This is a genomic window from Streptomyces sp. NPDC047079 (assembly GCF_040643755.1).
In the GTDB taxonomy this organism is placed as follows: domain Bacteria; phylum Actinomycetota; class Actinomycetes; order Streptomycetales; family Streptomycetaceae; genus Streptomyces.
The window spans coordinates 142,227-164,034 of the sequence record NZ_JBEYUZ010000004.1; the positions used below are offsets into that span (position 1 = coordinate 142,227).

The 21,808-nt window shown below is 69.9% G+C and carries 21 protein-coding genes; 18 read left to right on the forward strand and 3 right to left on the reverse strand.

Going from position 1 to position 21,808, the window contains the following annotated elements; all coding sequences use genetic code 11:
* Positions 1 to 124: 124 nt before the first annotated feature.
* On the forward strand, positions 125 to 700 hold the full coding sequence (locus ABZ823_RS07670; protein WP_361655118.1) for a hypothetical protein: 576 nt from the start codon (positions 125 to 127) through the stop codon (positions 698 to 700).
* A 115-nt stretch (positions 701 to 815) separates the two neighbouring features.
* On the opposite strand, the gene ABZ823_RS07675 is transcribed toward ABZ823_RS07670, so the two are convergent.
* A complete protein-coding gene (locus ABZ823_RS07675; protein WP_361655121.1) occupies positions 816 to 1,118 on the reverse strand; it encodes a ferredoxin in 303 nt (100 codons plus the stop codon).
* A 246-nt stretch (positions 1,119 to 1,364) separates the two neighbouring features.
* On the opposite strand from ABZ823_RS07675, the gene arc reads away from it, so the two are divergent.
* The 6 genes from arc (at position 1,365) to prcA (ending at position 7,402) form a co-directional block, all read left to right on the forward strand.
* Complete coding sequence (arc, locus tag ABZ823_RS07680; protein WP_361655124.1) at positions 1,365 to 3,131, forward strand: proteasome ATPase; 1,767 nt, start codon at positions 1,365 to 1,367, stop codon at positions 3,129 to 3,131.
* A 233-nt stretch (positions 3,132 to 3,364) separates the two neighbouring features.
* Positions 3,365 to 4,876, forward strand: a complete 1,512-nt coding sequence (gene dop, locus ABZ823_RS07685; RefSeq protein WP_361655127.1) for a depupylase/deamidase Dop — start codon at positions 3,365 to 3,367, stop codon at positions 4,874 to 4,876.
* Between the two features lie 181 nt (positions 4,877 to 5,057).
* The gene (locus ABZ823_RS07690) at positions 5,058 to 5,276 is read left to right on the forward strand and encodes a ubiquitin-like protein Pup (RefSeq protein ID WP_030608326.1); all 219 of its coding nucleotides are present in this window, start codon (positions 5,058 to 5,060) and stop codon (positions 5,274 to 5,276) included.
* A gap of 281 nt (positions 5,277 to 5,557) precedes the next feature.
* Complete coding sequence (locus tag ABZ823_RS07695) at positions 5,558 to 5,791, forward strand: endonuclease VII domain-containing protein (protein ID WP_361655130.1); 234 nt, start codon at positions 5,558 to 5,560, stop codon at positions 5,789 to 5,791.
* Positions 5,743 to 6,588, forward strand: a complete 846-nt coding sequence (prcB, locus tag ABZ823_RS07700) for a proteasome subunit beta (RefSeq protein ID WP_361655132.1) — start codon at positions 5,743 to 5,745, stop codon at positions 6,586 to 6,588. Before ABZ823_RS07695 ends, prcB begins: the two co-directional genes overlap by 49 nt.
* Before the next feature lie 61 nt (positions 6,589 to 6,649).
* Positions 6,650 to 7,402, forward strand: a complete 753-nt coding sequence (gene prcA / locus ABZ823_RS07705; RefSeq protein WP_361655135.1) for a proteasome subunit alpha — start codon at positions 6,650 to 6,652, stop codon at positions 7,400 to 7,402.
* A gap of 119 nt (positions 7,403 to 7,521) precedes the next feature.
* On the opposite strand, the gene ABZ823_RS07710 is transcribed toward prcA, so the two are convergent.
* Positions 7,522 to 8,535 (reverse strand): LacI family DNA-binding transcriptional regulator, encoded by a 1,014-nt coding sequence (locus tag ABZ823_RS07710; RefSeq protein ID WP_361655138.1) that lies wholly within the window; start codon positions 8,533 to 8,535, stop codon positions 7,522 to 7,524.
* A gap of 104 nt (positions 8,536 to 8,639) precedes the next feature.
* Here ABZ823_RS07710 and ABZ823_RS07715 point away from each other — a divergent pair, with 104 nt between their 5' ends.
* The 11 genes from ABZ823_RS07715 (at position 8,640) to ABZ823_RS07765 (ending at position 20,036) form a co-directional block, all read left to right on the forward strand.
* Positions 8,640 to 9,899 (forward strand): MFS transporter, encoded by a 1,260-nt coding sequence (locus tag ABZ823_RS07715; protein ID WP_361655140.1) that lies wholly within the window; start codon positions 8,640 to 8,642, stop codon positions 9,897 to 9,899.
* A 9-nt stretch (positions 9,900 to 9,908) separates the two neighbouring features.
* On the forward strand, positions 9,909 to 11,270 hold the full coding sequence (gene pafA / locus ABZ823_RS07720) for a Pup--protein ligase (RefSeq protein ID WP_019754142.1): 1,362 nt from the start codon (positions 9,909 to 9,911) through the stop codon (positions 11,268 to 11,270).
* Positions 11,271 to 11,399: 129 nt separating this feature from the next.
* Positions 11,400 to 12,404 (forward strand): FKBP-type peptidyl-prolyl cis-trans isomerase, encoded by a 1,005-nt coding sequence (locus tag ABZ823_RS07725; RefSeq protein ID WP_361655143.1) that lies wholly within the window; start codon positions 11,400 to 11,402, stop codon positions 12,402 to 12,404.
* A 70-nt stretch (positions 12,405 to 12,474) separates the two neighbouring features.
* The gene (locus tag ABZ823_RS07730; protein WP_361655146.1) at positions 12,475 to 12,846 is read left to right on the forward strand and encodes an FKBP-type peptidyl-prolyl cis-trans isomerase; all 372 of its coding nucleotides are present in this window, start codon (positions 12,475 to 12,477) and stop codon (positions 12,844 to 12,846) included.
* Between the two features lie 189 nt (positions 12,847 to 13,035).
* The gene (locus tag ABZ823_RS07735; protein WP_361655149.1) at positions 13,036 to 13,989 is read left to right on the forward strand and encodes a WYL domain-containing protein; all 954 of its coding nucleotides are present in this window, start codon (positions 13,036 to 13,038) and stop codon (positions 13,987 to 13,989) included.
* A 17-nt stretch (positions 13,990 to 14,006) separates the two neighbouring features.
* Positions 14,007 to 15,035: a WYL domain-containing protein gene (locus ABZ823_RS07740; RefSeq protein WP_361655152.1), complete on the forward strand. Its 1,029-nt coding sequence runs from the start codon at positions 14,007 to 14,009 to the stop codon at positions 15,033 to 15,035.
* Between the two features lie 77 nt (positions 15,036 to 15,112).
* Positions 15,113 to 15,373 carry a hypothetical protein gene (locus ABZ823_RS07745; RefSeq protein WP_361655876.1) on the forward strand — a complete coding sequence of 87 codons (261 nt, stop codon included), beginning with the start codon at positions 15,113 to 15,115 and terminating at the stop codon, positions 15,371 to 15,373.
* A gap of 9 nt (positions 15,374 to 15,382) precedes the next feature.
* On the forward strand, positions 15,383 to 15,577 hold the full coding sequence (locus ABZ823_RS07750) for a hypothetical protein (protein ID WP_361655155.1): 195 nt from the start codon (positions 15,383 to 15,385) through the stop codon (positions 15,575 to 15,577).
* Positions 15,578 to 15,811: 234 nt separating this feature from the next.
* Complete coding sequence (tatA, locus tag ABZ823_RS07755) at positions 15,812 to 16,093, forward strand: Sec-independent protein translocase subunit TatA (protein ID WP_361655157.1); 282 nt, start codon at positions 15,812 to 15,814, stop codon at positions 16,091 to 16,093.
* Positions 16,094 to 16,141: 48 nt separating this feature from the next.
* On the forward strand, positions 16,142 to 17,092 hold the full coding sequence (gene tatC / locus ABZ823_RS07760) for a twin-arginine translocase subunit TatC (RefSeq protein WP_361655160.1): 951 nt from the start codon (positions 16,142 to 16,144) through the stop codon (positions 17,090 to 17,092).
* Positions 17,093 to 17,183: 91 nt separating this feature from the next.
* Positions 17,184 to 20,036, forward strand: a complete 2,853-nt coding sequence (locus ABZ823_RS07765; protein WP_361655162.1) for a DEAD/DEAH box helicase — start codon at positions 17,184 to 17,186, stop codon at positions 20,034 to 20,036.
* Positions 20,037 to 20,155: 119 nt separating this feature from the next.
* On the opposite strand, the gene atzF is transcribed toward ABZ823_RS07765, so the two are convergent.
* Positions 20,156 to 21,808 carry an allophanate hydrolase gene (gene atzF, locus ABZ823_RS07770; protein ID WP_361655165.1) on the reverse strand — a complete coding sequence of 551 codons (1,653 nt, stop codon included), beginning with the start codon at positions 21,806 to 21,808 and terminating at the stop codon, positions 20,156 to 20,158.

Consider the following 21,808-nt stretch of genomic DNA (forward strand, 5'->3'; position numbering starts at 1 on the left):
CCTCCGCGCGTCCCGGAACCTGACGCACCACCAGAACTACGCACCCGCCGTTCCCCCGCACTGTGACGTGTGGCACGATGCGGGGCACCCCACCGGCACAGCCCTCACAGGAGACACTTCTCTCGTGCAGCACCCCGCCGTTCCGGAACTCGCACACACCACCGCCCGGCCGATCCACTGGGTCGCCACCGCCACGGCCGTCTCCGGCGTGATCGCCCTGACCTCCCTGCTCCAGCCCGGCTCGGCGACCGCGGCCCAGCCCCAGGCCCCGACCAAGGCAGCCCCCGCCACGGTCGCGCCCCCCGACCCCGCCAGGGCCCACTTCCCCCTCGACTGCGGGCCCACCGAAGCCCTCGTCGAGAAGAAGGCCGCCGGCGACCTCGACGGCGACGGGCACCCCGAGACCGTGGCCGTCGTCCACTGCGACGCGAGCATGGGCACCCCGCCCGACGGCCTCTACGTGCTGACCCAGGCCGCCGGCCGCACCGAACCCCGCGTCGTCGCCACGCTCGTCGACCCCAAGGACCGCCTCACGGTCACCGGCTTCGCCGTCCGTGACGCCGCCGTCACCGCGACCCTGCTCGGCTACTCCTCGACCGACGTACCGAGTTGCTGCCCCGACGTGAAGAGCCCCGCCGAATGGCAGTGGAAGGGCGGCGCGTTCATCCGCTCCACCCCCTCCGGGACCCGGACCGTGTGACCCGCGTCACCGCCCCCGGGACCCGCGGTTCATGACCGCCCGGGGGCATCCGGCCGTCGACGGGGCGAACCCGGTGTGAGGAAACAGACATGAGTGACAGTCCGTGGTCGTACGATCACTCGGCGTCCGGGCCGTAGACCTCCACCCTGTCCGAAACCCGACGCACGTGGATGCACTCACCGGGACACTCCCGCGCCGAGTCGACCACATCCGTGAGAAGCGGCAGCGGCACGGGGGTTGTGGCCCCTGTGGCCTGCAGAAGCTCGTCGTCCGGACCCTTCACGTAGGCAAGACCGTCGATGTCCAGCTCGAAGACCTCGGGCGCGTACTGGGCGCAGATGCCGTCACCGGTACACAGATCCTGGTCGATCCAGACCTCCAGTGCCTCGCCCTCGACTGCGGCCTGCTGCACGGTCATCTCTCCTGCCGTTTCCTGCGCGGAGCCGCCCCGGGAATCCGGCCAGCCCTGACGGGTGTTGAACACCCCGACCCTACCTTCGGCGGCTTTCCAATCATGTTCGGTGGGTATTCCCCTGGCGTGAGGGAGAGCGCAAGGGTGAAGATCGGACACACCCCGACAGTCTTTGTGATCTAGGGGTTTCAATCGGCACCCACCCAGGTAGGGTCTGGAAGCGTCCAGCTCCCCTTGGAGGAGGTGAGGACCGTGGCAGCCCACGACGACGACATTAACCGCGGCATCCGCCCGGGACGAGGGTCCGAGGACCCGGCCGGGCAGATCGCCTACCTTGAGCAGGAGATCGCCGTCCTGCGACGCAAGCTCGCCGACTCTCCGCGACACACGAGGATTCTCGAAGAGCGGATCGTCGAGCTGCAGACCAACCTGGCCGGCGTGTCCGCGCAGAACGAGCGGCTCGCCAACACGCTCCGAGAGGCCCGCGACCAGATCGTGGCCCTCAAGGAAGAGGTCGACCGGCTCGCCCAGCCGCCGGCCGGCTTCGGTGTCTTCCTTCAGGCGAACGAGGACGGCACGGCCGACATCTTCACCGGAGGCCGCAAGCTCCGGGTGAACGTCAGCCCCAGCGTGGAACTCGACGAGCTCCGCCGCGGCCAGGAAGTAATGCTCAACGAAGCGCTCAACGTGGTCGAGGCCATGGAGTACGAGCGCGTCGGGGACATCGTCACCCTCAAGGAGATCCTCGAGGACGGCGAGCGCGCCCTGGTGCTCGGGCACACCGACGAGGAACGGGTGGTACGGCTCGCCGAGCCGCTGCTGGACGTCACCATCCGCCCCGGCGACGCCCTCCTGCTCGAACCCCGCTCCGGCTATGTCTACGAGGTCGTGCCGAAGAGCGAGGTCGAGGAACTCGTCCTCGAAGAGGTCCCCGACATCGGCTACGAGCAGATCGGTGGCCTCTCCGGCCAGATCGAGGCGATTCGCGACGCGGTCGAGCTGCCGTACCTGTACCCCGACCTCTTCAAGGAGCACGAACTGCGGCCGCCCAAGGGCGTCCTGCTGTACGGGCCCCCCGGATGCGGCAAAACCCTCATCGCCAAGGCCGTGGCCAACTCCCTCGCCAAGAAGGTCGCCGAAGTGACCGGTCAGGCCGCGGGCAAGAGCTTCTTCCTCAACATCAAGGGCCCCGAGCTCCTGAACAAGTACGTCGGCGAGACCGAGCGGCAGATCCGCCTCGTCTTCCAGCGGGCCCGGGAGAAGGCCGGCGAGGGCACCCCCGTCATCGTCTTCTTCGACGAGATGGAGTCCCTCTTCCGCACCCGCGGCTCCGGCGTCAGCTCGGACGTGGAGAACACCATCGTCCCCCAGCTGCTCGCCGAGATCGACGGCGTGGAGGGCCTTCAGAACGTGGTCGTCATCGGCGCCTCCAACCGCGAGGACATGATCGACCCCGCGATCCTGCGCCCCGGCCGCCTCGACGTCAAGATCAAGATCGAGCGTCCGGACGCCGAAGCGGCCAAGGACATCTTCGGGAAGTACCTGACCGAGAGGCTCCCCCTGCACGCCGACGACGTCAGCGAGCACGGAAACGACAAGGCCGCCACCGTCCAGGGCATGATCCAGACCGCCGTGGAACAGATGTACGCCGAGTCCGACGAGAACCGCTTCCTGGAGGTCACCTACGCCAATGGCGACAAGGAAGTCCTCTACTTCAAGGACTTCAACTCCGGCGCCATGATCGAAAACATTGTCGGCCGCGCCAAGAAAATGGCGATCAAGGACTTCCTCGAGCACAACCAGAAAGGCCTCCGGGTCTCCCACCTCCTCCAGGCATGCGTGGACGAGTTCAAGGAGAATGAGGACCTGCCCAACACCACCAACCCCGACGACTGGGCCCGCATCTCCGGAAAGAAGGGCGAGCGGATCGTCTACATCCGTACCCTGATCACCGGAAAGCAGGGCGCGGACACAGGGCGCTCCATCGACACGGTGGCAAACACCGGTCAGTACCTGTAAAAGACAGGGCGGCTGCGGGTGCCCTCTCCGGGTACCCGCAGCCGACGCTTTTCCGGACACGGCCGGAGCAAGGCAATGACGCAAATGATCTCCCCACCAGCGCAAAGGCGTTCTAGGCTCTTTCGTACCGCCGCGTCGCGCCGTGCGGGGACGGGCACCGCACGCGCACCGGAGCACCAGCGGTACTTGAGCGCCGCCCCCGACCGAGGGCGCCGCCTGGCAAGGAGGGCCGCATGACCGTACGGCGAGTAATGGGCATCGAGACGGAGTACGGGATCTCCGTCCCCGGCCACCCCAACGCCAATGCCATGCTCACCTCGTCCCAGATCGTCAACGCCTACGCGGCGGCGATGCACCGGGCCCGCCGGGCCCGCTGGGACTTCGAGGAGGAGAACCCGCTGCGGGACGCGCGAGGCTTCGACCTCGCCCGCGAGGCCGCCGACGCCAGCCAGCTGACCGACGAGGACATCGGCCTGGCCAATGTCATCCTCACCAACGGCGCACGACTGTACGTCGACCACGCACACCCCGAATACAGCGCCCCCGAGGTGACCAACCCCCGCGACGCCGTCCTCTGGGACAAGGCCGGCGAGCGGATCATGGCAGAGGCCGCGGAGCGGGCCGCCCAGCTCCCGGGAGCCCAGCCGATCCACCTCTACAAGAACAACACCGACAACAAGGGCGCCTCCTACGGCACGCACGAGAACTACCTGATGAAGCGGGAAACCCCCTTCTCGGACATCGTGCGCCACCTCACGCCCTTCTTCGTCTCCCGCCCGGTCTTCGCCGGCGCCGGACGCGTCGGCATCGGCCAGGACGGCCACGAACACGGCTTCCAGCTCAGTCAGCGCGCCGACTACTTCGAAGTCGAGGTCGGCCTCGAGACGACACTCAAGCGCCCCATCATCAACACACGGGACGAGCCCCACGCGGACGCGGAGAAGTACCGCCGCCTCCACGTGATCATCGGCGACGCGAACCTGTCGGAGATCTCGACCTATCTGAAGCTGGGCACGACCGCCCTGGTCCTGTCGATGATCGAGGACGGCTTCATCGCCGTCGACCTCGCCGTCGACCAGCCCGTACGCACCCTCCACCAGGTCTCCCACGACCCCGGCCTCAAGCGACTCGTCACGCTGCGCAGCGGCCGGACGCTCACCGCCGTACAGCTCCAGATGGAGTACTACGAGCTGTCGCGCAAATACGTGGAGGAGCGCTACGGGGCGGACGCCGACGACCAGACCAAGGACGTGCTGTCCCGCTGGGAGGACACGCTCAACCGCCTGGAGCGGGACCCCATGAGCCTGGCCGGCGAACTGGACTGGGTCGCCAAGCGGGAGCTCATGGAGGGATACCGGCGCCGCGACGGTCTCGACTGGGACGCCGCCCGGCTCCATCTGGTGGACCTCCAGTACGCCGACGTACGCCCCGAGAAGGGCCTCTACAACCGTCTGGCGGCCCGCGGCCGCATGAAGCGGCTCCTGAGTGAGGACGAGGTCGAGCGGGCCCGCACAAAGCCTCCTGAGGACACGCGCGCGTACTTCCGCGGGCGCTGCCTGGAGCAGTACGCGGACGACGTCGCGGCGGCCTCCTGGGACTCGGTGATCTTCGACCTTCCGGGCCGGGACTCCCTGCAACGCGTCCCAACCCTGGAACCGCTTCGCGGAACGCGTAATCACGTCAAGGAGCTCCTGGACCGCTGCCGAACGGCGGAGGACCTGGTCAGGGTGCTCTCGGGCGGCTGAACGGGTGCCCGGACGGCTCCGCCGGGCAGGGTAGTAAAACCCGGCGCCCGGGAATCATCGAGGCGGTCCCCGTACGTTGGAGCAACTACGGGGCCGATGTCAGACCGGGCTTGTAGGGTCTGATCATCACCGATCGGCAGGAATGCCGACCATGTCGGGCGAACTGAGCGGGGTGAGGGTTATGGCGACCAAGGACACCGGCGGCGGACAGCAGAAGGCCACACGTTCCACGGAGGAGGTCGAGGAGCAGGCGCAGGACGCGCAGGCCTCCGAAGACCTCAAGGAGCGGCACGAGAAGCTGAGCGACGACGTGGACTCCGTGCTGGACGAAATCGACGACGTACTCGAGGAGAACGCCGAGGACTTCGTGCGCTCCTTCGTGCAAAAGGGTGGGCAGTAAAGGAGCGTGGGCCACTTTTCCTTCGGATTGAAGGTGGGGGATGGGAGCGGCCTGGGAGTCGTCTGCGATGCGGTGCACGCGCCGCCAGAGGGAATTGCCCCTCACTGCCTTCGTGCGAGACAAGAGCCGGCGTGACGGCCCTCAGCGGCGATGCCGGGAGTGCGTAGCGGAGGACAGCGCTGCGCACTACCGGCGCCGTCTGGAGGCCGTGGGCGGGCCCGTGCGGGAAAAGGCGGACGTTCCACCGGGCCTAGGGCATCACAGAAGCCGAGCGTGACGAGTTGACCGCATCCCAAGGGGGCGTCTGCTGCATATGTTTGTCGGCCTCTGCTGTGCATGTGGATCACTGCCACTGGACGGGTAGGGTCCGTGGCGTACTGTGCTTCAGCTGCAATGCCGCACTGGGGCAGTTCAAGGATCGGCCCGACGTGACAAAGCGGGCTGCGACCTATGTGGAAGGAAACGCGTGGAAGCCAACCCTCGTAGCACCGGGCGTCTACCGGCTGCCTTCCTGACGCCGGGCTCGTCCTCCTTCATGGACTTCCTCGCCGAGCATCAGCCCGAGCTACTGCCCGGCAAACGGCAGCTGCCGCCCACCCAGGGCGTGATCGAGGCTCCGCACGGCACCACGATCGTGGCCACGACGTTCCCGGGGGGCGTCGTGCTCGCAGGCGACCGCCGGGCGACCATGGGTAATGTCATCGCCCAGCGGGACATCGAAAAGGTGTTCCCGGCGGATGAGTACTCCGCGGTGGGCATCGCCGGCACGGCGGGTCTCGCCGTGGAGATGGTGAAGCTGTTCCAGCTGGAGCTGGAGCACTTCGAGAAGGTCGAGGGCGCGCAGCTCTCCCTGGAGGGCAAGGCGAACCGCCTGTCGACCATGATCCGTTCCAACCTCGGCATGGCGATGCAGGGCCTGGCCGTGGTCCCGCTCTTCGCCGGTTACGACGTGGACCGGGAGAAGGGCCGCATCTTCTCGTACGACGTGACGGGCGGCCGTTCCGAGGAGTCCGGCTACGCGGCGACGGGCTCCGGCTCGATCTTCGCGCGGGGTGCCATGAAGAAGCTCTTCCGTGAGGACCTGACCGAGGAGCAGGCCACGACCCTGGTGGTCCAGGCCCTGTACGACGCGGCGGACGACGACTCCGCGACGGGCGGTCCCGACGTCGCCCGCCGGATCTATCCGGTCATCACCGTGATCACCGAGGACGGTTTCCGCAGGCTCACCGAGGACGAGGCGGGTGAGGTCGCCCGGGCGGTCCTCCAGCGCCGTCTCGAGGAGCCGGACGGCCCGAGGGCCGCCCTGCTCTGACGCCGGCCCCGGCTGTTATCAAGGTGATCGAGTGACTTCGACAGAAAGGGACGGATAACCGGTGTCGACGCCGTTCTATGTCTCCCCCCAGCAGGCCATGGCCGACCGGGCGGAGTACGCCCGCAAGGGCATCGCGCGCGGCCGCAGCCTGGTCGTGATGCAGTATGCCGACGGCATCGTGTTCGTCGGTGAGAACCCGTCCCGTGCGCTCCACAAGTTCAGCGAGATCTACGACCGGATCGGCTTCGCGGCGGCCGGCAAGTACAACGAGTACGAGAATCTCCGCATCGGCGGGGTCCGCTATGCCGACCTGCGGGGTTACACCTACGACCGGGACGATGTCACCGCTCGTGGTCTGGCGAACGTGTACGCCCAGACCCTGGGCACGATCTTCTCGAGTGCGGCGGAGAAGCCGTACGAGGTGGAGCTGGTGGTCGCCGAGGTGGGGGAGACCCCGGAGGGCGACCAGATCTACCGTCTGCCGCACGACGGGTCGATCGTCGACGAGCACGGTTCGGTGGCGGTCGGTGGCAACGCGGAGCAGATCAGCAGTTTCCTGGATCAGCGCCACCGGGACGGGATGACCCTTGCGGAGGCGCTGAAGCTGGCGGTGCAGGCGTTGTCCCGGGACACGAACGGCGGTGAGCGGGAGATTCCCGCGGAGCGCCTGGAGGTCGCGGTACTGGACCGTACGCGTCCGCAGGCGCGGAAGTTCAGGCGGATCGGGGGCCGTCAGCTGTCGCGGTTGCTTCAGGCGGACGGCGCGTCGACCGTTGCGGAGGCGGAGGGCGAGGCTCCGGAGGACGAGGAGTGATCTGACGTCCCGCTCCGCGAGGCGCGTGACGTCGTAGTCCGTGTGTTGCCGCGCGCCCCGGCCCTTTCCGGTCGGGGCGCGCGGCGTTGTGTGTGGAGAGTGTGGGTCGTGGTGTCGTTTCAGGGGCTGGGCGGTGCCGTGGAGCCCCGTACGACGAGTTCGACGGGGATGTCGCCCTGTTCCGGGGTTCGGCCCTCCAGGACGGCGAGGAGGGCTTGCATGCCCCGTTCGCCGAAGAGCTCCGCGTCCAGGCGCACGGTGGTCAGCTCGGGGTCGAGGGCGGTGGCGAGGGCGAGGTCGTCGAGACCGGTGACGGAGAGGTCCTCGGGGATGCGCAGGCCGAGTCGGCGGGCGGCCTTGTAGGCGCCGGCGGCGAGTTTGTCGTCGTCGCAGACGAGGGCGGTGGGGCGGGGACCGGGTGCGGCGAGGGCGGCCTCTGCGGCGGCGAGGGCGTCCTCGATGGTGATGGGTGCGCACGTGGTGTGCAGGGTGGTGCCGGGTACCGCGCTGAGTCGTGCGGCCAGTTCTCGCGCTCGTATGCGGAAGGTCCACGAGGGGATGTCCGCGGCGAGGTGGAGGAAGCGGCGGTGGCCGAGGGCGAGCAGGTGGTCGGCCACTTGGCGTACGCCGTCGGCGATGTCCAGGTTGACGGTCGCGGCGCCGAGGCTGCCGTGGGGGTCGCTGTCGAGCATCACGAGGGGCAGTTGGTCGCCGCGGATGGCGGTGAGGGCGTCGGCGGCCATGGAGGAGGCGATCACGCCGTCGAGGGCCGCCTGTGCGGAGTGGAAGGGGTCTCTGGCGGGGCCCACGCCCTCGGGGGAGGGGTAGAGGACGACGCCGAAGCCGTGCCGGGCGGCGACGCGGGCCGCGCCGGTGTAGACACCGGCGAAGAACTCGGTGGTCAGGGCGGGGACGACGAGGAGGACGGTGCGGGTGCGGCCGAGGCGGAGGTTGCGTGCGGCGAGGTTGGGCCGGTAGCCGAGTTCGCGCGCGGCCTGGCGCACCCGTTCGGCGGTGGCCGCGGAGACGCGTCCGCGCCATTTGTCGCCGAGGACGAGGGAGACGGCCGCCTGGGAGACTCCGGCGGCCTGGGCGACATCGCGGCTGGTGGGTCGCGTGCTACCTGGTGCCACCGTGGGCCTGCTCTTTCGTCTGGACTCGTGGACAGCGCACATGGTACGTATGGCAGGCGACGTTATACGTAAAACGCTAGACGAGGGCGTGGAGAGAGGACGGGATGGCCGCGGGTTACCTGGAGATCCTGAGGGCGAGGCATGCCGCGCGTCTGCTCGTCGGGACGCTGGTGGGCCGGCTGCCGAACGCCACCGCGGCGATCGCGGTGGTCCTCTTCGTGCGCGCCGAGGGCGGTACGTACAGCCTCGCGGGCGCGCTCGCGGCGGTCTACGGGGTCGCCAACGCCGCGGGTCAGCCGCTGCTCGGGCGGCTGGTCGATCTGCACGGCCAGCCGCGGGTCCAGTTGCCCGCCGCGCTCGTCTCGGCCCTCGCCATGACGGTCTTCGCACTGACGGGTCTGGAGCCGCCGGCGGTGGCGTACGCCGCCATGGCGGTCGCCGGGCTGTCCACGCCGCCCCTGGAGGGCGGTCTGAGGGCTCTGTGGCCGGTGGTGCTGCACCGGGAGGAGCAGGTGCACACCGCGTACGCGATGGACGCGGTCGCCCAGGAGGTGATGTTCACCGTCGGGCCGCTGCTGGTCACGCTGTGCGCGTCGCTGTGGTCGGCCCGGGCCGCGCTCGTGGTGCTCAGTGCCGTCGGGGTGCTGGGCGCGCTGTCGGTGGTGGTCTCGCCTCCGTCCCGCGCGTGGCGGTCGGCGCCGCGTGCGGCGCACTGGCTGGGCGCCCTGCGCTCGCCAGGGCTGCTGGCGCTCCTCGGCGCGTTCCTGTTCGTGGGGATCGCGCTCGGATCGATCACGGTGGCGGCGGTGGCGTACGCCGACGGTCACGGTGGGGACACGGAGTACGGATGGCTGATGGCCGGGCTGGGGCTCGGTGCGCTCGTGGGCGGCACGCTGTACGGGGCGCGGCAGTGGCGCGACGCGCCGGAGCGGCGACTGCGTGTGCTGGTGGCTCTTCTGGCGGTGTGTTATCTGCCGCTGACGCTGGTGCCGGGTGCGGTGGCCATGGTCCTGCTGACCGCGCTGGCGGGTGTCTTTCTCGCGCCGTGCATCGCCTGCGCGTTCATCATCGTGGACCGGCATGCGCCGAGGGGTACGGTCACCGAGGCGTTCTCCTGGCTGGTGACGACGTTCACGGTGGGTGCGTCGGTCGGTACGGGGGTGGCGGGGCCGGTGGTGCAGGCGGGCGGTGCCGTGTGGGGGTTCGCGGTGCCGGGCGCCGCCGGGGCGGTGTCGTTGGTGGTCCTGCTGGCCACCGGACGGGTTCTCGCAGCTCCCGCGGAGAGCGCGGTGGTTGCGGCTTCATCGGAAAATGATCCAAACCGTGCTGTCGAACCCCGTTTCAGCTCGGGGGATCGGGCGTAATGTTCACTCATGGACCGCCGCATTTTCGGGCTGGAGAACGAGTACGGCGTCACGTGCACGTTCAGGGGACAGCGCCGCCTGTCGCCTGACGAGGTGGCGCGGTACCTCTTCCGCCGTGTCGTGTCATGGGGCCGGAGCAGCAATGTCTTTCTGCGCAACGGTGCCCGTCTCTATCTCGACGTGGGATCACATCCGGAATACGCGACACCCGAGTGTGACAATGTGATCGAACTGGTCACCCACGACAAGGCCGGCGAGCGCATTCTCGAGGGACTGCTGGTCGACGCCGAACGCCGCCTGCACGAGGAGGGAATCGCGGGCGACGTCTACCTCTTCAAGAACAACACGGACTCGGCGGGCAACTCCTACGGTTGCCACGAGAACTACCTGGTGGCGCGGCACGGGGAGTTCTCCCGGCTCGCGGACATCCTGATCCCGTTCCTGGTCACGCGGCAGCTGCTGTGCGGTGCCGGCAAGGTGCTCCAGACCCCGCGGGGGGCGGTCTACTGCGTGAGCCAGCGCGCCGAGCACATCTGGGAGGGTGTCAGCTCGGCGACCACGCGTTCCCGGCCGATCATCAACACGCGGGACGAGCCGCACGCCGACGCCGAGCGCTACCGCCGGCTGCATGTGATCGTCGGCGATTCGAACATGTCCGAGACGACGATGCTGCTGAAGGTCGGTGCCACCGACCTGGTGCTGCGCATGATCGAGGCGGGCACGGTGATGCGCGACCTCACCCTGGAGAACCCGATCCGGGCCATCCGTGAGGTCAGCCATGACATCACGGGCCGCCGCAAGGTGCGCCTGGCGAGCGGCCGTGAGGCCTCCGCCCTGGAGGTCCAGCGCGAGTACTACGAGAAGGCCGTGGACTTCTGCGAGCGCCGCGGCATCCGTACGGGCACCGTCGAGCAGGTCCTGGAGCTGTGGGGCCGTACGCTGGACGCGATCGAGTCGGAGGACCTGGACCGGATCGGTACCGAAATCGACTGGGTGATGAAGTACAAGCTCATCGAGCGGTACCGCGCCAAGCACAACATGACGATGTCGCATCCGCGGGTCGCGCAGATAGACCTCGCCTATCACGACATCCACCGTCGTCGCGGCCTGTACTACCTGCTGGAGAAGAAGGGCCAAGCCGCCCGCATCTGCAACGACTTGAAGATCTTCGAAGGCAAGTCGGTCCCCCCGCAGACCACTCGGGCACGGCTGCGCGGCGACTTCATCCGGCGGGCGCAGGAACAGCGCCGCGACTTCACGGTCGACTGGGTGCATCTCAAGCTGAACGACCAGGCACAGCGCACCGTCTTGTGCAAGGACCCGTTCCGTTCGGTGGACGACCGGGTGGAGAAGCTGATCGCCGGAATGTGAGCGGTGCGTTCCCCCGGCGACGGCCGGATCGCAACGCGGGGCGCCGTACGTTTGCCGTACGGCGCCCTTCGCACGCCGTAGAGTTGCGCGCACGCCAACCGTCAAGATCGACCGATACGAGGCCCCATCGTGCGCCGACGCTCGCTGCTCCTTGCCGCCCTGCCCGCCGGACTGGTCACGCTCGCCGGATGCGGCGACAACGGCCCCGGCAAGGGCAAGACCGGCACCAGTCCGTCTCCCTCGGCCTCGGCTCCGTCCGCCGCCCCACCGCCCAAGATCGTCGAAGGGCCGCTTCCGGCGATCACGGCGGGGACCAGGTTCGGCGAGAAGCCGACCGTGGCGAAGGGCCCCGGCTCCCCGTCCAAGGACCTGGCGGTCAAGACGGTGATCGCGGGCGGCGGCCCGACGGTCGCGGAGAACGACTACATCCAGGCGCACTACCTGGGCCAGGTCTGGGACACGGCGAAGGTCTTCGACAATTCCTACGACCGCAAGACGCCGCTGGTCATCCAGCTCGCCCAGGGCGGCATCATCGACGGCTGGCGGTACGCCCTCCAGGGCCGGAAGGCGGGCAGCCGGGTGCTGATGGCGGTGCCCCCGGCGTGGGGTTATGGCTCGCAGGGCAACCCCGAGGCGGGCATCAAGGGCACCGACACACTGGTGTTCGTGGTCGACATCCAGAACACCTTCAACAGCAAGAGCTCGGCCAAGGGCAAGGTCGTCCCGCAGAACGACCCGAACCAGCCGAAGGTCGGCACCAACACCGACGGCAAGGCCCCGTCCATCGAGGTCCCGAAGGTCAAGCCCCCGACGGGGCTGGTCGCGAACTACGTGATCGAGGGGGGCGGCGAGACGGTCGCGGCGGACAGCACCGTCCTCGTGCAGTACAAGGGGGTGCTGTGGGACACCGGCAAGGAGTTCGACTCCACCTACAGCCGCGGGCAGCTGACCTCGTTCTCGTTGCAGCAGGTCGTCAAGGGCTGGGCCCAGGGGCTCACCGGCAAGAAGGTGGGCAGCCGGGTGCTGGTCGTCGTACCGCCCAAGCTGGGTTACGGCGACAACCCGCCCCAGGGCAGCGGCATCAAGAAGGACTCCACGCTGGTCTTCTCGGTGGACATCCTGGCGAAGATGTAACCCTCGCGGCGATGTGAGAATGTCGGTCTTGCCGCAACAGCCTCAACCCGAACTAGCAGGAGCTTTTGACGTGAGCATCGAGAAGCCCGAGATCGACTTCCCGGGCGGCGAGCCCCCGGCCGACCTCGAGATCCAGGACATCTGGGAGGGCGACGGCCCGGAGGCCAAGGCGGGCGACACCGTCTCCGTCCACTACGTGGGCGTGGCCTTCTCCACCGGTGAGGAGTTCGACGCGTCCTGGAACCGCGGCGGCCCGCTGAACTTCCAGCTCGGTGTCGGCCAGGTCATCAAGGGCTGGGACCAGGGCGTGCAGGGCATGAAGGTCGGCGGCCGCCGCCAGCTCATCATCCCCCCGCACCTCGCCTACGGTGACCGTGGCGCCGGCGCCCGCATCAGGCCCGGCGAGACGCTGATCTTCGTCTGCGACCTGGTCGCGGTCTGATCCGAGCATCGATCACCGGCACCCAGGCGGGGCCGGTCCGGGCGTTATGCGGCCGACGCGTCGCGGACGATCGGAAGTGATCATCTTGCGCCCATGCCCGTGCGGGCATGGGCGCTCGGCTTTTGCCTGGCCCCGTGCGAGCGGTACGGTCGTCGATCGTAAGCACCATAGGGAAGACGAAGGGCGTCGATGGCCATTGCCAAGGCCGAGCGGCTGATGAACCTGGCGCTGTGTCTGCTGGGGACGCGGCGGCCGCTCAGCAAGCGTGAGCTGCGGGAGTCCCTGGAGGCCTATCTCGAAGCGGGTTCGGACGACTCCTTCAACCGGATGTTCGAGCGCGACAAGGACGATCTGCGCGAGCTGGGCCTGGTCATCGAGACCGTGGAGAACCTGGACGGTGAGATCGGCTATCTCGCCCGCCGCGACAGCAACCGCCTGCCGCCCATCACCCTCGACGCCGAGGAGGCGGCCGCCCTCGGCCTCGCCGCCAAGGTGTGGCAGCAGGCCCGGCTCGCCGGTGCGGCCAGCGGTGCCCTCCAGAAGCTGCGTGCCGCGGGCCTGCCCGAGGACGTCGACCCGTACGAGGCCCATGGTGCCCTTGAGCCCCGCATCCCGGTGCACGAGGCCGCCTTCGAGCCGCTGATGCTGGCCTGCCGCGACCGCCGTCCCGTCGTCTTCGACTACCGCAAGGCCACCGCCGCGCGCCCCGAGCCGCGCCATGTCGAGCCCTGGGCGCTGGAGTGCTGGCGGGGCCACTGGTACCTGGCCGGCTGGGACCGCGACCGGGGCGCGGAACGTGTCTTCCGGCTGTCCCGGATCACCGGCAAGGTGCGCAGCCGCGGCGGCGGCTTCACCGCGCAGGTGCCGGACGTGGTCACCGTCCGTGAGACCGTGGCGAGCTGGGCGGGCGAGACCGCGGACCGCTCGGCCCGGATCCGGCTGCGCACGGGCGCGGGGTACCCCCTTCGGGCGAAGGCCACCGCGGTACGGGAACTCGGCGACGGCTGGGACGAGTTGGAGATTCCGTACGGGCACGGCCTGGACGCCTGGCTGGTCGAGTTCGGCCCCGACGTCGTCGTCCTGGAGCCCGCCGAGCTGCGGGCCGACGTGGTGGACCGGCTGCGTGCCGTGGCCAAGGGCTGAGGGGGAGACGGAGCACAGTGGCAGCCAAGCCGGTCAGACCCACGAACGCCATCGACCAGACCCGGCGGATGCTCTCCCTGGTGACGTATCTGCGGGAGCGCCCCGGTGCGCGCGTCGAGGACGTCGCCCGGGCCTTCGGGATCACCGAGGACGAGCTCGTCTCGGACCTCGATGTGCTGCCCATGTGCGGCACCAGCTTCCGCGGGGGCGACCTGCTCGACATCGACACCGACGGCGAGCGCATCTGGTGGCACAACCCGGCCGCCCTCGGCGCGGACGCCGCCGAGCCCCTGCGTCTGGCCGCCGACGAGGCGACCGCGCTGCTCGTCGCCGCGCGGGCCGTGGCCACCCTGCCCGGACTGCGCGAGAGCGACCGGCAGGCGCTGCTGCGCGCCACCGCCAAGGTGGAGACCGCAGCCGGTGAGGCCGCGGGCGCCAGCTCGCGCCTGTCGGTGACGTTCGAGTCGGAGGGCGGTGTCTTCGCCGACGTCGACCGTGCGATCTCCGAACGCCGCCGGCTGTGGATCCGCTACTACTCGCCCGCCCGTGACGAGGTCACCGAGCGCGAGATCGACCCGATCCGCCTGGTCAGCGTGGGCCACACCTATGTGGAGGCGTGGTGTCGCCGCTCGGAGGCGCGCCGCACCTTCCGGCTGGACCGGGTCGCCGAGATCAGGATCCTGGACGAGCCGTCGGCGCCGCCGGAGGTCGAGCTGAGGGACCTCTCGGAGGGGCTCGTCCAGCCCGCGGCCGAGGACCCCGAGGTGGTCGTCGAGGTCGGTCCGGGCGGGCGCTGGGTCGCCGAGTACTACCCGCACGACAGCGCGGATGAGCTGCCGGACGGCGGGCTGCGTATCACCTTGCGGACCCCGGACCCGGCGTCGCTGCGGCGGCTGGCGCTGCGGCTCGGACGCGACGGCCGGATCGTGTCGCCGCAGGACCTCGCGGAAAGCGCCCGCCGGGCGGCTCGCGAGGCGCTCGCGGCGTACGACGGGCCGGACGGAGTTGAGGTCGGGCTGTACGACAGGCAGGAGCAGGGGCTGTGAGCACGTCGGCGATGTCTGGTGCGTCGGAGCAGTCGGGCGCCGCGGCCGGTGCGCCGCAGGCGCCCGTGGCGGCGGAGATGTCGGTGCGGACGGCGTTCGCCGGCATGCGGCGGGTGGCCGACGTGGTGTTCAGAGCCGGGTGTCCCGACTGCCGGGCCCGTTTCGAACTGGGCGCGAGCGCGCTGCGCCTGGTGATCGGCGCCAGCAGCAGGACGACGTTCTACTCCTTCACCTGCCCCGAGTGCGGCGCGGCCGTGCGCAAGCCGGCCGGGGAGCGCATCGTCGAGCTCCTCACCGGGGGCGGGGTGCGGACGCTGCGGCTGCACTCGACCCTCTAGGCTCGGGTCATGTTCTGGCCGATGCTGGCGATCGCCCTGGGGTTCCTGGGGCTTGCCGTTCTGGGTGTCCTCGCGGTCCGGGTCTTCCTGGAGGCACAGCGCCTCGGGCGGCAGGTCGCGGACTCCGCGCGCCGTATCAACCGCGCGGCGGAGGACCTGGAGCGGGCGGCGGTGGGTGCCGAGCGGGCCGCGGACCGGGTATGAGACGTCCCATGGATGTGCAACGAGTCGCTTCTCCCTGTCTAGTTGCCACCGCGGCCAGGTACCCTGCTGATCGCGGCCCGGAGAACGAGGCGCGGACCGCAGACCGGGAGTACGCACAGGGATTGCCTCGCGTTCACCCCTGAGCGTTACGATCGCTGACGGAAGTCGGATACATGTCCGACTGATCGGACAGCACCCCCACCCCCTGCCGCCTCGGTGAGAAGGTAAAGACTTATGTTCGGTAGGCTCGGAGCTCCCGAGATCATTCTCATCCTCGTCGTCATCATCCTGCTGTTCGGCGCGAAGAAGCTTCCGGACATGGCGCGCTCCCTCGGCAAGTCCGCGCGCATCCTGAAGAGCGAGGCCAAGGCGATGAAGGAGGACGGCAAGCCGTCCGCCCCGGCCGGCCCGCCGAACGACGAGCAGCCCTCGGCCCAGCGCACGATCCAGGCCGCGCCCGGCGATGTCACCAGCTCCCGCCCGGTCAACGAGCCGACGGACACGACCCAGCGCTGAGGTGAGGACCGGGGACTCCCGGTCCGCTGCACGAGATGAGGATGTGGGTTGCTCAAGTCCGCCCGCAAGAGGGAGAAGGACCCAGAGGGGCGGATGCCCCTGGTGGAGCACCTTCGTGAGCTGCGCAACCGGCTGGGGAAGTCGGTCCTGGCGATCATCATCGGCGCGATCTTCGCCGCGATGTACTACCGGGACATCATCGACTTCCTCACCCAGCCGATCCAGCACTCGGTGGGATGTTCGAAGTCCTTCACCGAGCTGGCCAACCAGAGCAAGGGTGCCTGCGGCAACATCACCGTGGAGGGCCTGCTGGGTCCGTTCACCCTGATGATAAAGGTCGCGTTGACGGCGGGTGTCGTCATCGCCAGCCCCGTGTGGCTGTACCAGCTCTGGGCCTTCGTCGCGCCCGGCCTGCACAAGCACGAGAAGCGGTACTCGATCGCCTTCGTCGCGGCCGGCTTCCCGCTGTTCATGGCGGGCGCCTGGTTCTCGTACCATGTGCTGCCCGCTGCGGCCAGCGTCCTGATCGACTTCACGCCCGCCGGCGCGGTCAACCTGCTTCCGCTGGGCGATCTGCTCGACCTCGTGACCCGCATGGTGATCGTCTTCGGCCTCTCCTTCGAGCTGCCGCTGCTGCTGGTCATGCTCAACCTCACCGGGCTGGTCACCGGTCGCCGGATGCTCGGCTGGTGGCGGGCCATGATCATGGGTGTCACCGTCTTCGCGGCCTTCGCCACGCCGACCGTCGACCCGATCTCGATGCTGTCCCTCGCGGCACCGATCGTCCTGCTCTACTTCATCGCCACGGGCTTCGCGCTGCTGAACGACCGGCGCAGGCGCCGGCGCGAGGCGGAGGGCCCGGGCGACGACGAGGCCTCGGATCTGGACCTCACCCCGGAGGCCATCAGCGAGGTCGAGCCGGTGGCGGCGTCCGGCGCGCTGCCGGAGCGCGGCGGTTCGGACCATGACCGGGTGAACGGCTACGATGACGTGACGTGAGCGGGTCGCCACGGTCCGTGATGTCCTGAGCGCCCCAGTGGGCCCCACCTGTTTCGCCGGTGGGGCCCACTGCCGTGGGGAGATCCGGATAATGATCGTCGTGTTGTCAGCGCCGCCCGGTACGCTCGAAAGCACGATGACACAGGACCTCTCACCGGCCGAGCGGTATGCGGCAGCACGCAGGCGCGCTGCCGAGCAGGCCACCGCGCTCGCCTCTTTCCGCGAGATGTACGACTTCGGCCTCGACCCCTTCCAGATCGAGGCCTGCCAGGCGCTCGAGGCGGGGAAGGGAGTGCTGGTGGCCGCGCCCACCGGCTCCGGCAAGACGATCGTCGGCGAGTTCGCCGTCCACCTCGCCCTGAACCAGGGCAAGAAGTGCTTCTACACGACCCCCATCAAGGCGCTGTCGAACCAGAAGTACTCCGACCTGTGCCGTCGCTACGGCACGGACAAGGTCGGCCTCCTCACCGGCGACAACAGCGTCAACCCCGACGCCCCGATCGTCGTGATGACCACCGAGGTCCTGCGGAACATGCTGTACGCGGGCTCTCAGACCCTCCTCGGCCTCGGATATGTGGTCATGGACGAGGTGCACTACCTCTCCGACCGCTTCCGCGGCGCCGTCTGGGAGGAAGTGATCATCCACCTGCCCGAGTCGGTGACGCTGGTGTCCCTGTCGGCGACCGTCTCGAACGCCGAGGAGTTCGGCGACTGGCTCGACACCGTCCGCGGTGACACCGAGGTGATCGTCTCCGAGCACCGGCCCGTCCCGCTGTTCCAGCACGTGCTGGCAGGTCGCCGGATGTACGACCTGTTCGAGGAGGGAGAGGGCCACAAGAAGGCCGTCAACCCCGACCTGATGCGCCTGGCCAGGATGGAGGGCACCCGCCCGTCCTTCCAGGACCGCAGGCGGGGCCGCGCCATGCGCGAGGCCGACCGCGAGCGGGAGCGCAGACAGCGCTCCCGGGTCTGGACGCCGAGCCGGCCCGAGGTGATCGAGCGTCTCGACGCGGAGGGCCTGCTGCCCGCGATCACGTTCATCTTCAGCCGGGCCGCCTGCGAGGCCGCCGTCGAGCAGTGCCTGTACGCGGGCCTCAGGCTCAACAGCGAGGAGGAGCGGGAACAGGTGCGAGCGCTCGTCGAGGAGCGCACCGCCTCGATCCCCCACGAGGACCTGCACGTGCTGGGCTACTACGAGTGGCTCGAGGGCCTGGAGCGCGGTATCGCCGCCCACCACGCGGGCATGCTGCCGACGTTCAAGGAGGTCGTCGAAGAGCTGTTCGTCCGGGGCCTGGTGAAGGCGGTGTTCGCCACCGAGACCCTCGCGCTCGGCATCAACATGCCCGCCCGCTCGGTGGTGTTGGAGAAACTCGTCAAGTGGAACGGCGAGCAGCACGCCGACATCACCCCCGGCGAGTACACCCAGCTCACCGGGCGCGCCGGCCGCCGCGGGATCGACGTCGAGGGCCACGCGGTGGTGCTGTGGCAGCGTGCCATGAGCCCCGAACACCTCGCGGGGCTGGCGGGCACGCGGACGTACCCGCTGCGCTCCAGCTTCAAGCCGTCGTACAACATGGCCGTGAACCTGGTCGAGCAGTTCGGCCGGCACCGCTCCCGGGAACTGCTGGAGACCTCCTTCGCGCAGTTCCAGGCCGACAAGTCGGTCGTCGGGATCTCGCGCCAGGTGCAGCGCAACGAGGAGGGACTGGCCGGCTACAAGGAGTCCATGACCTGCCACCTCGGCGACTTCGAGGAGTACGCGCGGCTGCGTCGCGAACTCAAGGACCGCGAAACGGAACTGGCGCGCCAGGGCGCCGCCCAGCGTCGCGCCGAGGCCGCCGTCGCCCTGGAGCGGCTCAAGCCCGGTGACGTCATCCACGTGCCGACCGGCAAGTACGCGGGCCTGGCCCTGGTGCTCGACCCCGGACTGCCCGCGGGCCGTGCGGGCGGCCACCGCGGCATGGAGTACCACGACGGCCCGCGCCCGCTCGTCCTCACCGCCGAACGACAGGTCAAGCGGCTGGCGGCCATGGACTTCCCGGTGCCCGTGGAGGCGCTGGAGCGCATGCGCATCCCGAAGTCGTTCAACCCCCGCTCGCCGCAGTCCCGTCGCGATCTCGCCTCCGCGCTGCGCACCAAGGCCGGGCACATCCCGCCGGATCGGCACCGCAAGAAGCGCTCCGCGGCCGCCGACGACCGTGAGATCGCCCGGCTGCGGGCGGCCCTGCGCGCCCACCCCTGCCACGGGTGCAACGACCGTGAGGACCACGCCCGTTGGGCCGAGCGCTATCACCGCCTGATGCGCGACACCTCTCAGCTGGAGCGCCGTATCGAAGGCCGGACGAACACCATCGCCCGCACCTTCGACCGCATCGTCGCCCTGCTCACCGACCTGGACTATCTGCGCGGCGACGAGGTGACCGCACACGGAAAGCGCCTCGCGCGGCTGTACGGCGAACTGGACCTGCTGGCCAGCGAGTGCCTGCGCGAGGGCGTCTGGGAGGGCCTCGCCCCGACCGAACTGGCCGCGTGCGCCTCGGCATTGGTGTACGAGGCCCGGGTGGGGGACGACGCGATGGCGCCGAAGCTGCCGTCGGGCAAGGCCAAGGCCGCGCTCGGCGAGATGGTGCGCATCTGGGGCAGGCTGGACGCCCTGGAGGAGGAGTTCCGCATCAACCAGACCGAGGGCGTGGGCCAGCGCGAACCCGACCTGGGCTTCGCCTGGGCCGCGTACATGTGGGCCGGCGGCAAGGGCCTCGACGAGGTCCTGCGCGAGGCCGAGATGCCGGCCGGTGACTTCGTTCGCTGGTCCAAGCAGGTCATCGACGTCCTCGGGCAGATCGCGGCGGCGGCTCCCGGGGAGGGCTCCACGGTGGCGAAGAACGCGCGCAAGGCCGTCGACGGCATGCTGCGCGGGGTGGTCGCCTACTCTTCGGTGGGCTGAGCCGCCCCCGGCAGTCCGCGACCGGTCACCGGGCCGTCTGTGCGAGACGGCCCGGACCGCCGTCCCGGCGCAGGGGGCGAACCCCGCGAGCGGGGAGGGCCGTGCGGGCGTCGGTCCGGTCAGCGGTTCAGATACGCCCGCCAGCCCCCGTACGCGGTGATGTCCTCCGCGTCCGCGAGGGCGGCCGGCTCGCACAGAAACCCCGGCACGCTGCTGCCGTCGGCGAGCTCGACGCCGCCCAGGGCCATCGGGCGGGGGAGGGCGGCCAGAAGACGGCCCAGTCCCTCCGCCGGCAGGCGCCAGACCTCAGTCTCGATCGCGGCACCGTTCTCGCCGACCCGGACCAGGCCGGGCTTGGGCGGTGTCGTCGACAGGGCGTGCAGCCGGTAGACGGGCGCGGTCGTCGTCGTACGGTCCAAGCGGGCGCCCAGCGCGAGCAGCTGAGGGTTGAGAGGCTGCCCCGACAGATGGGCGCCGACCACGGCCAGACGGGTCTCCGGACGCAGCAGGCCCGCGATCCGGGCCAGCCGCTCGTCCGTGAAGGCCGGACCGATCAGCATCACACCGAAGGGCAGCCCGCCGACCTCGCCCGCGGGAACGGCGACCGCCGCCAGGTCGAAGAGATTGGTGGAGTTGGTGAAGCGGCCGAGGCGGGCGTTGGCGCCCAGGGGATCGGCTGCGACCTCGGTGAGGGTGGGGTGGCCCGGCGCGGTGGGCAGCAGCAGGGCGTCCGCGTCCCCCAGTTCCTCCAGGGCCCGGGCACGCAGGGCAGCCAGCCGGTCCTGGTCGGCGAAGAGCCGGTGGGCCGGGATGTCGCGGGCGCGGGTGATGATGCGGGCGACGGTCGGGTCGAGCCCGTCGCCACCCTCGGCGATCAACTTGTCGACAAAGCTCCCCACGGCCGTATAGCGCTCGGCGACGAACGCACCCTCGTACAGCATCGCCGCGGCCTCGGTGAAGGGCGTGAGGTCGAGGGTGCGCACCTCGGCGCCCGACGCGCCGAGCTGTCGTACCGCCGCCTGGTACGCCTCGCCCCAGCCGTCGTCCAGCTCGCCGAGCCGCTCCCGGTCCGCCACCGCGACACGCCACGGACCCGGGGCGCGCCCCGGCGCGGAGGGCAGTTCACGGACGGGCGGTGCCACCATGTGCGCGAGCGCCCGCTCCGCCTCGGGCAGGGTACGGGCGAAGACCGTGACGCAGTCGATCGAGGCGCAGGCCGGGACGACACCCGTGGTCGGGACCAGGCCGCGGGTGGGCTTCAGACCGACGACGCCGTTGAAGGCGGCCGGTATCCGGCCCGAACCGGCGGTGTCCGTGCCCAGGGCGAAGTCGACGAGGCCGAGGGCCACCGCGACGGCCGAGCCGGAGCTCGAACCACCGCTGATCCGGGCCGGATCATGGGCGTTGCGGACGGCACCGTAGGGGGAGCGGGTGCCGACCAGGCCCGTGGCGAACTGGTCGAGGTTGGTGGTGCCCAGCACGATGGCGCCCGCCGCCCGCAGGCGGGCGACGACCGGAGCGTCGGCCTCGGGCTCGTACGCGTACGCCGGGCAGCCCGCCGTCGTGGGCAGGCCCGCGACGTCGATGTTGTTCTTCACGGCGAAGAGGAGTCCGGCGAGCGGGAGCCGTTCACCGGCGGCCACCCGCTCGTCGACCGTCCGCGCCTCCGCCTCGACCTCCCCGCGCGGGCGCAGGCCGATCCAGATCTCGGGGCGGCCCGCCGCCTCGATCCGGGCATGGGCGGCACGGACCCGGGACACAGTGGGGGACAT

Excerpts from the sequence above, each read along its gene's own strand:
- ABZ823_RS07750 (WP_361655155.1), top strand. The coding sequence starts at position 15,383 with ATGTTCTGGCCGATGCTGGCGATCGCCCTGGGGTTCCTGGGGCTTGCC.
- ABZ823_RS07715 (WP_361655140.1), top strand. The coding sequence starts at position 8,640 with ATGGCCGCGGGTTACCTGGAGATCCTGAGGGCGAGGCATGCCGCGCGT.
- ABZ823_RS07690 (WP_030608326.1), top strand. The coding sequence starts at position 5,058 with ATGGCGACCAAGGACACCGGCGGCGGACAGCAGAAGGCCACACGTTCC.
- ABZ823_RS07675 (WP_361655121.1), bottom strand. The coding sequence starts at position 1,118 with ATGACCGTGCAGCAGGCCGCAGTCGAGGGCGAGGCACTGGAGGTCTGG.
- atzF (WP_361655165.1), bottom strand. The coding sequence starts at position 21,808 with ATGTCCCCCACTGTGTCCCGGGTCCGTGCCGCCCATGCCCGGATCGAG.
- ABZ823_RS07765 (WP_361655162.1), top strand. The coding sequence starts at position 17,184 with ATGATCGTCGTGTTGTCAGCGCCGCCCGGTACGCTCGAAAGCACGATG.
- pafA (WP_019754142.1), top strand. The coding sequence starts at position 9,909 with ATGGACCGCCGCATTTTCGGGCTGGAGAACGAGTACGGCGTCACGTGC.
- ABZ823_RS07735 (WP_361655149.1), top strand. The coding sequence starts at position 13,036 with ATGGCCATTGCCAAGGCCGAGCGGCTGATGAACCTGGCGCTGTGTCTG.
- tatA (WP_361655157.1), top strand. The coding sequence starts at position 15,812 with ATGTTCGGTAGGCTCGGAGCTCCCGAGATCATTCTCATCCTCGTCGTC.
- dop (WP_361655127.1), top strand. The coding sequence starts at position 3,365 with ATGACCGTACGGCGAGTAATGGGCATCGAGACGGAGTACGGGATCTCC.
- ABZ823_RS07745 (WP_361655876.1), top strand. The coding sequence starts at position 15,113 with ATGTCGGTGCGGACGGCGTTCGCCGGCATGCGGCGGGTGGCCGACGTG.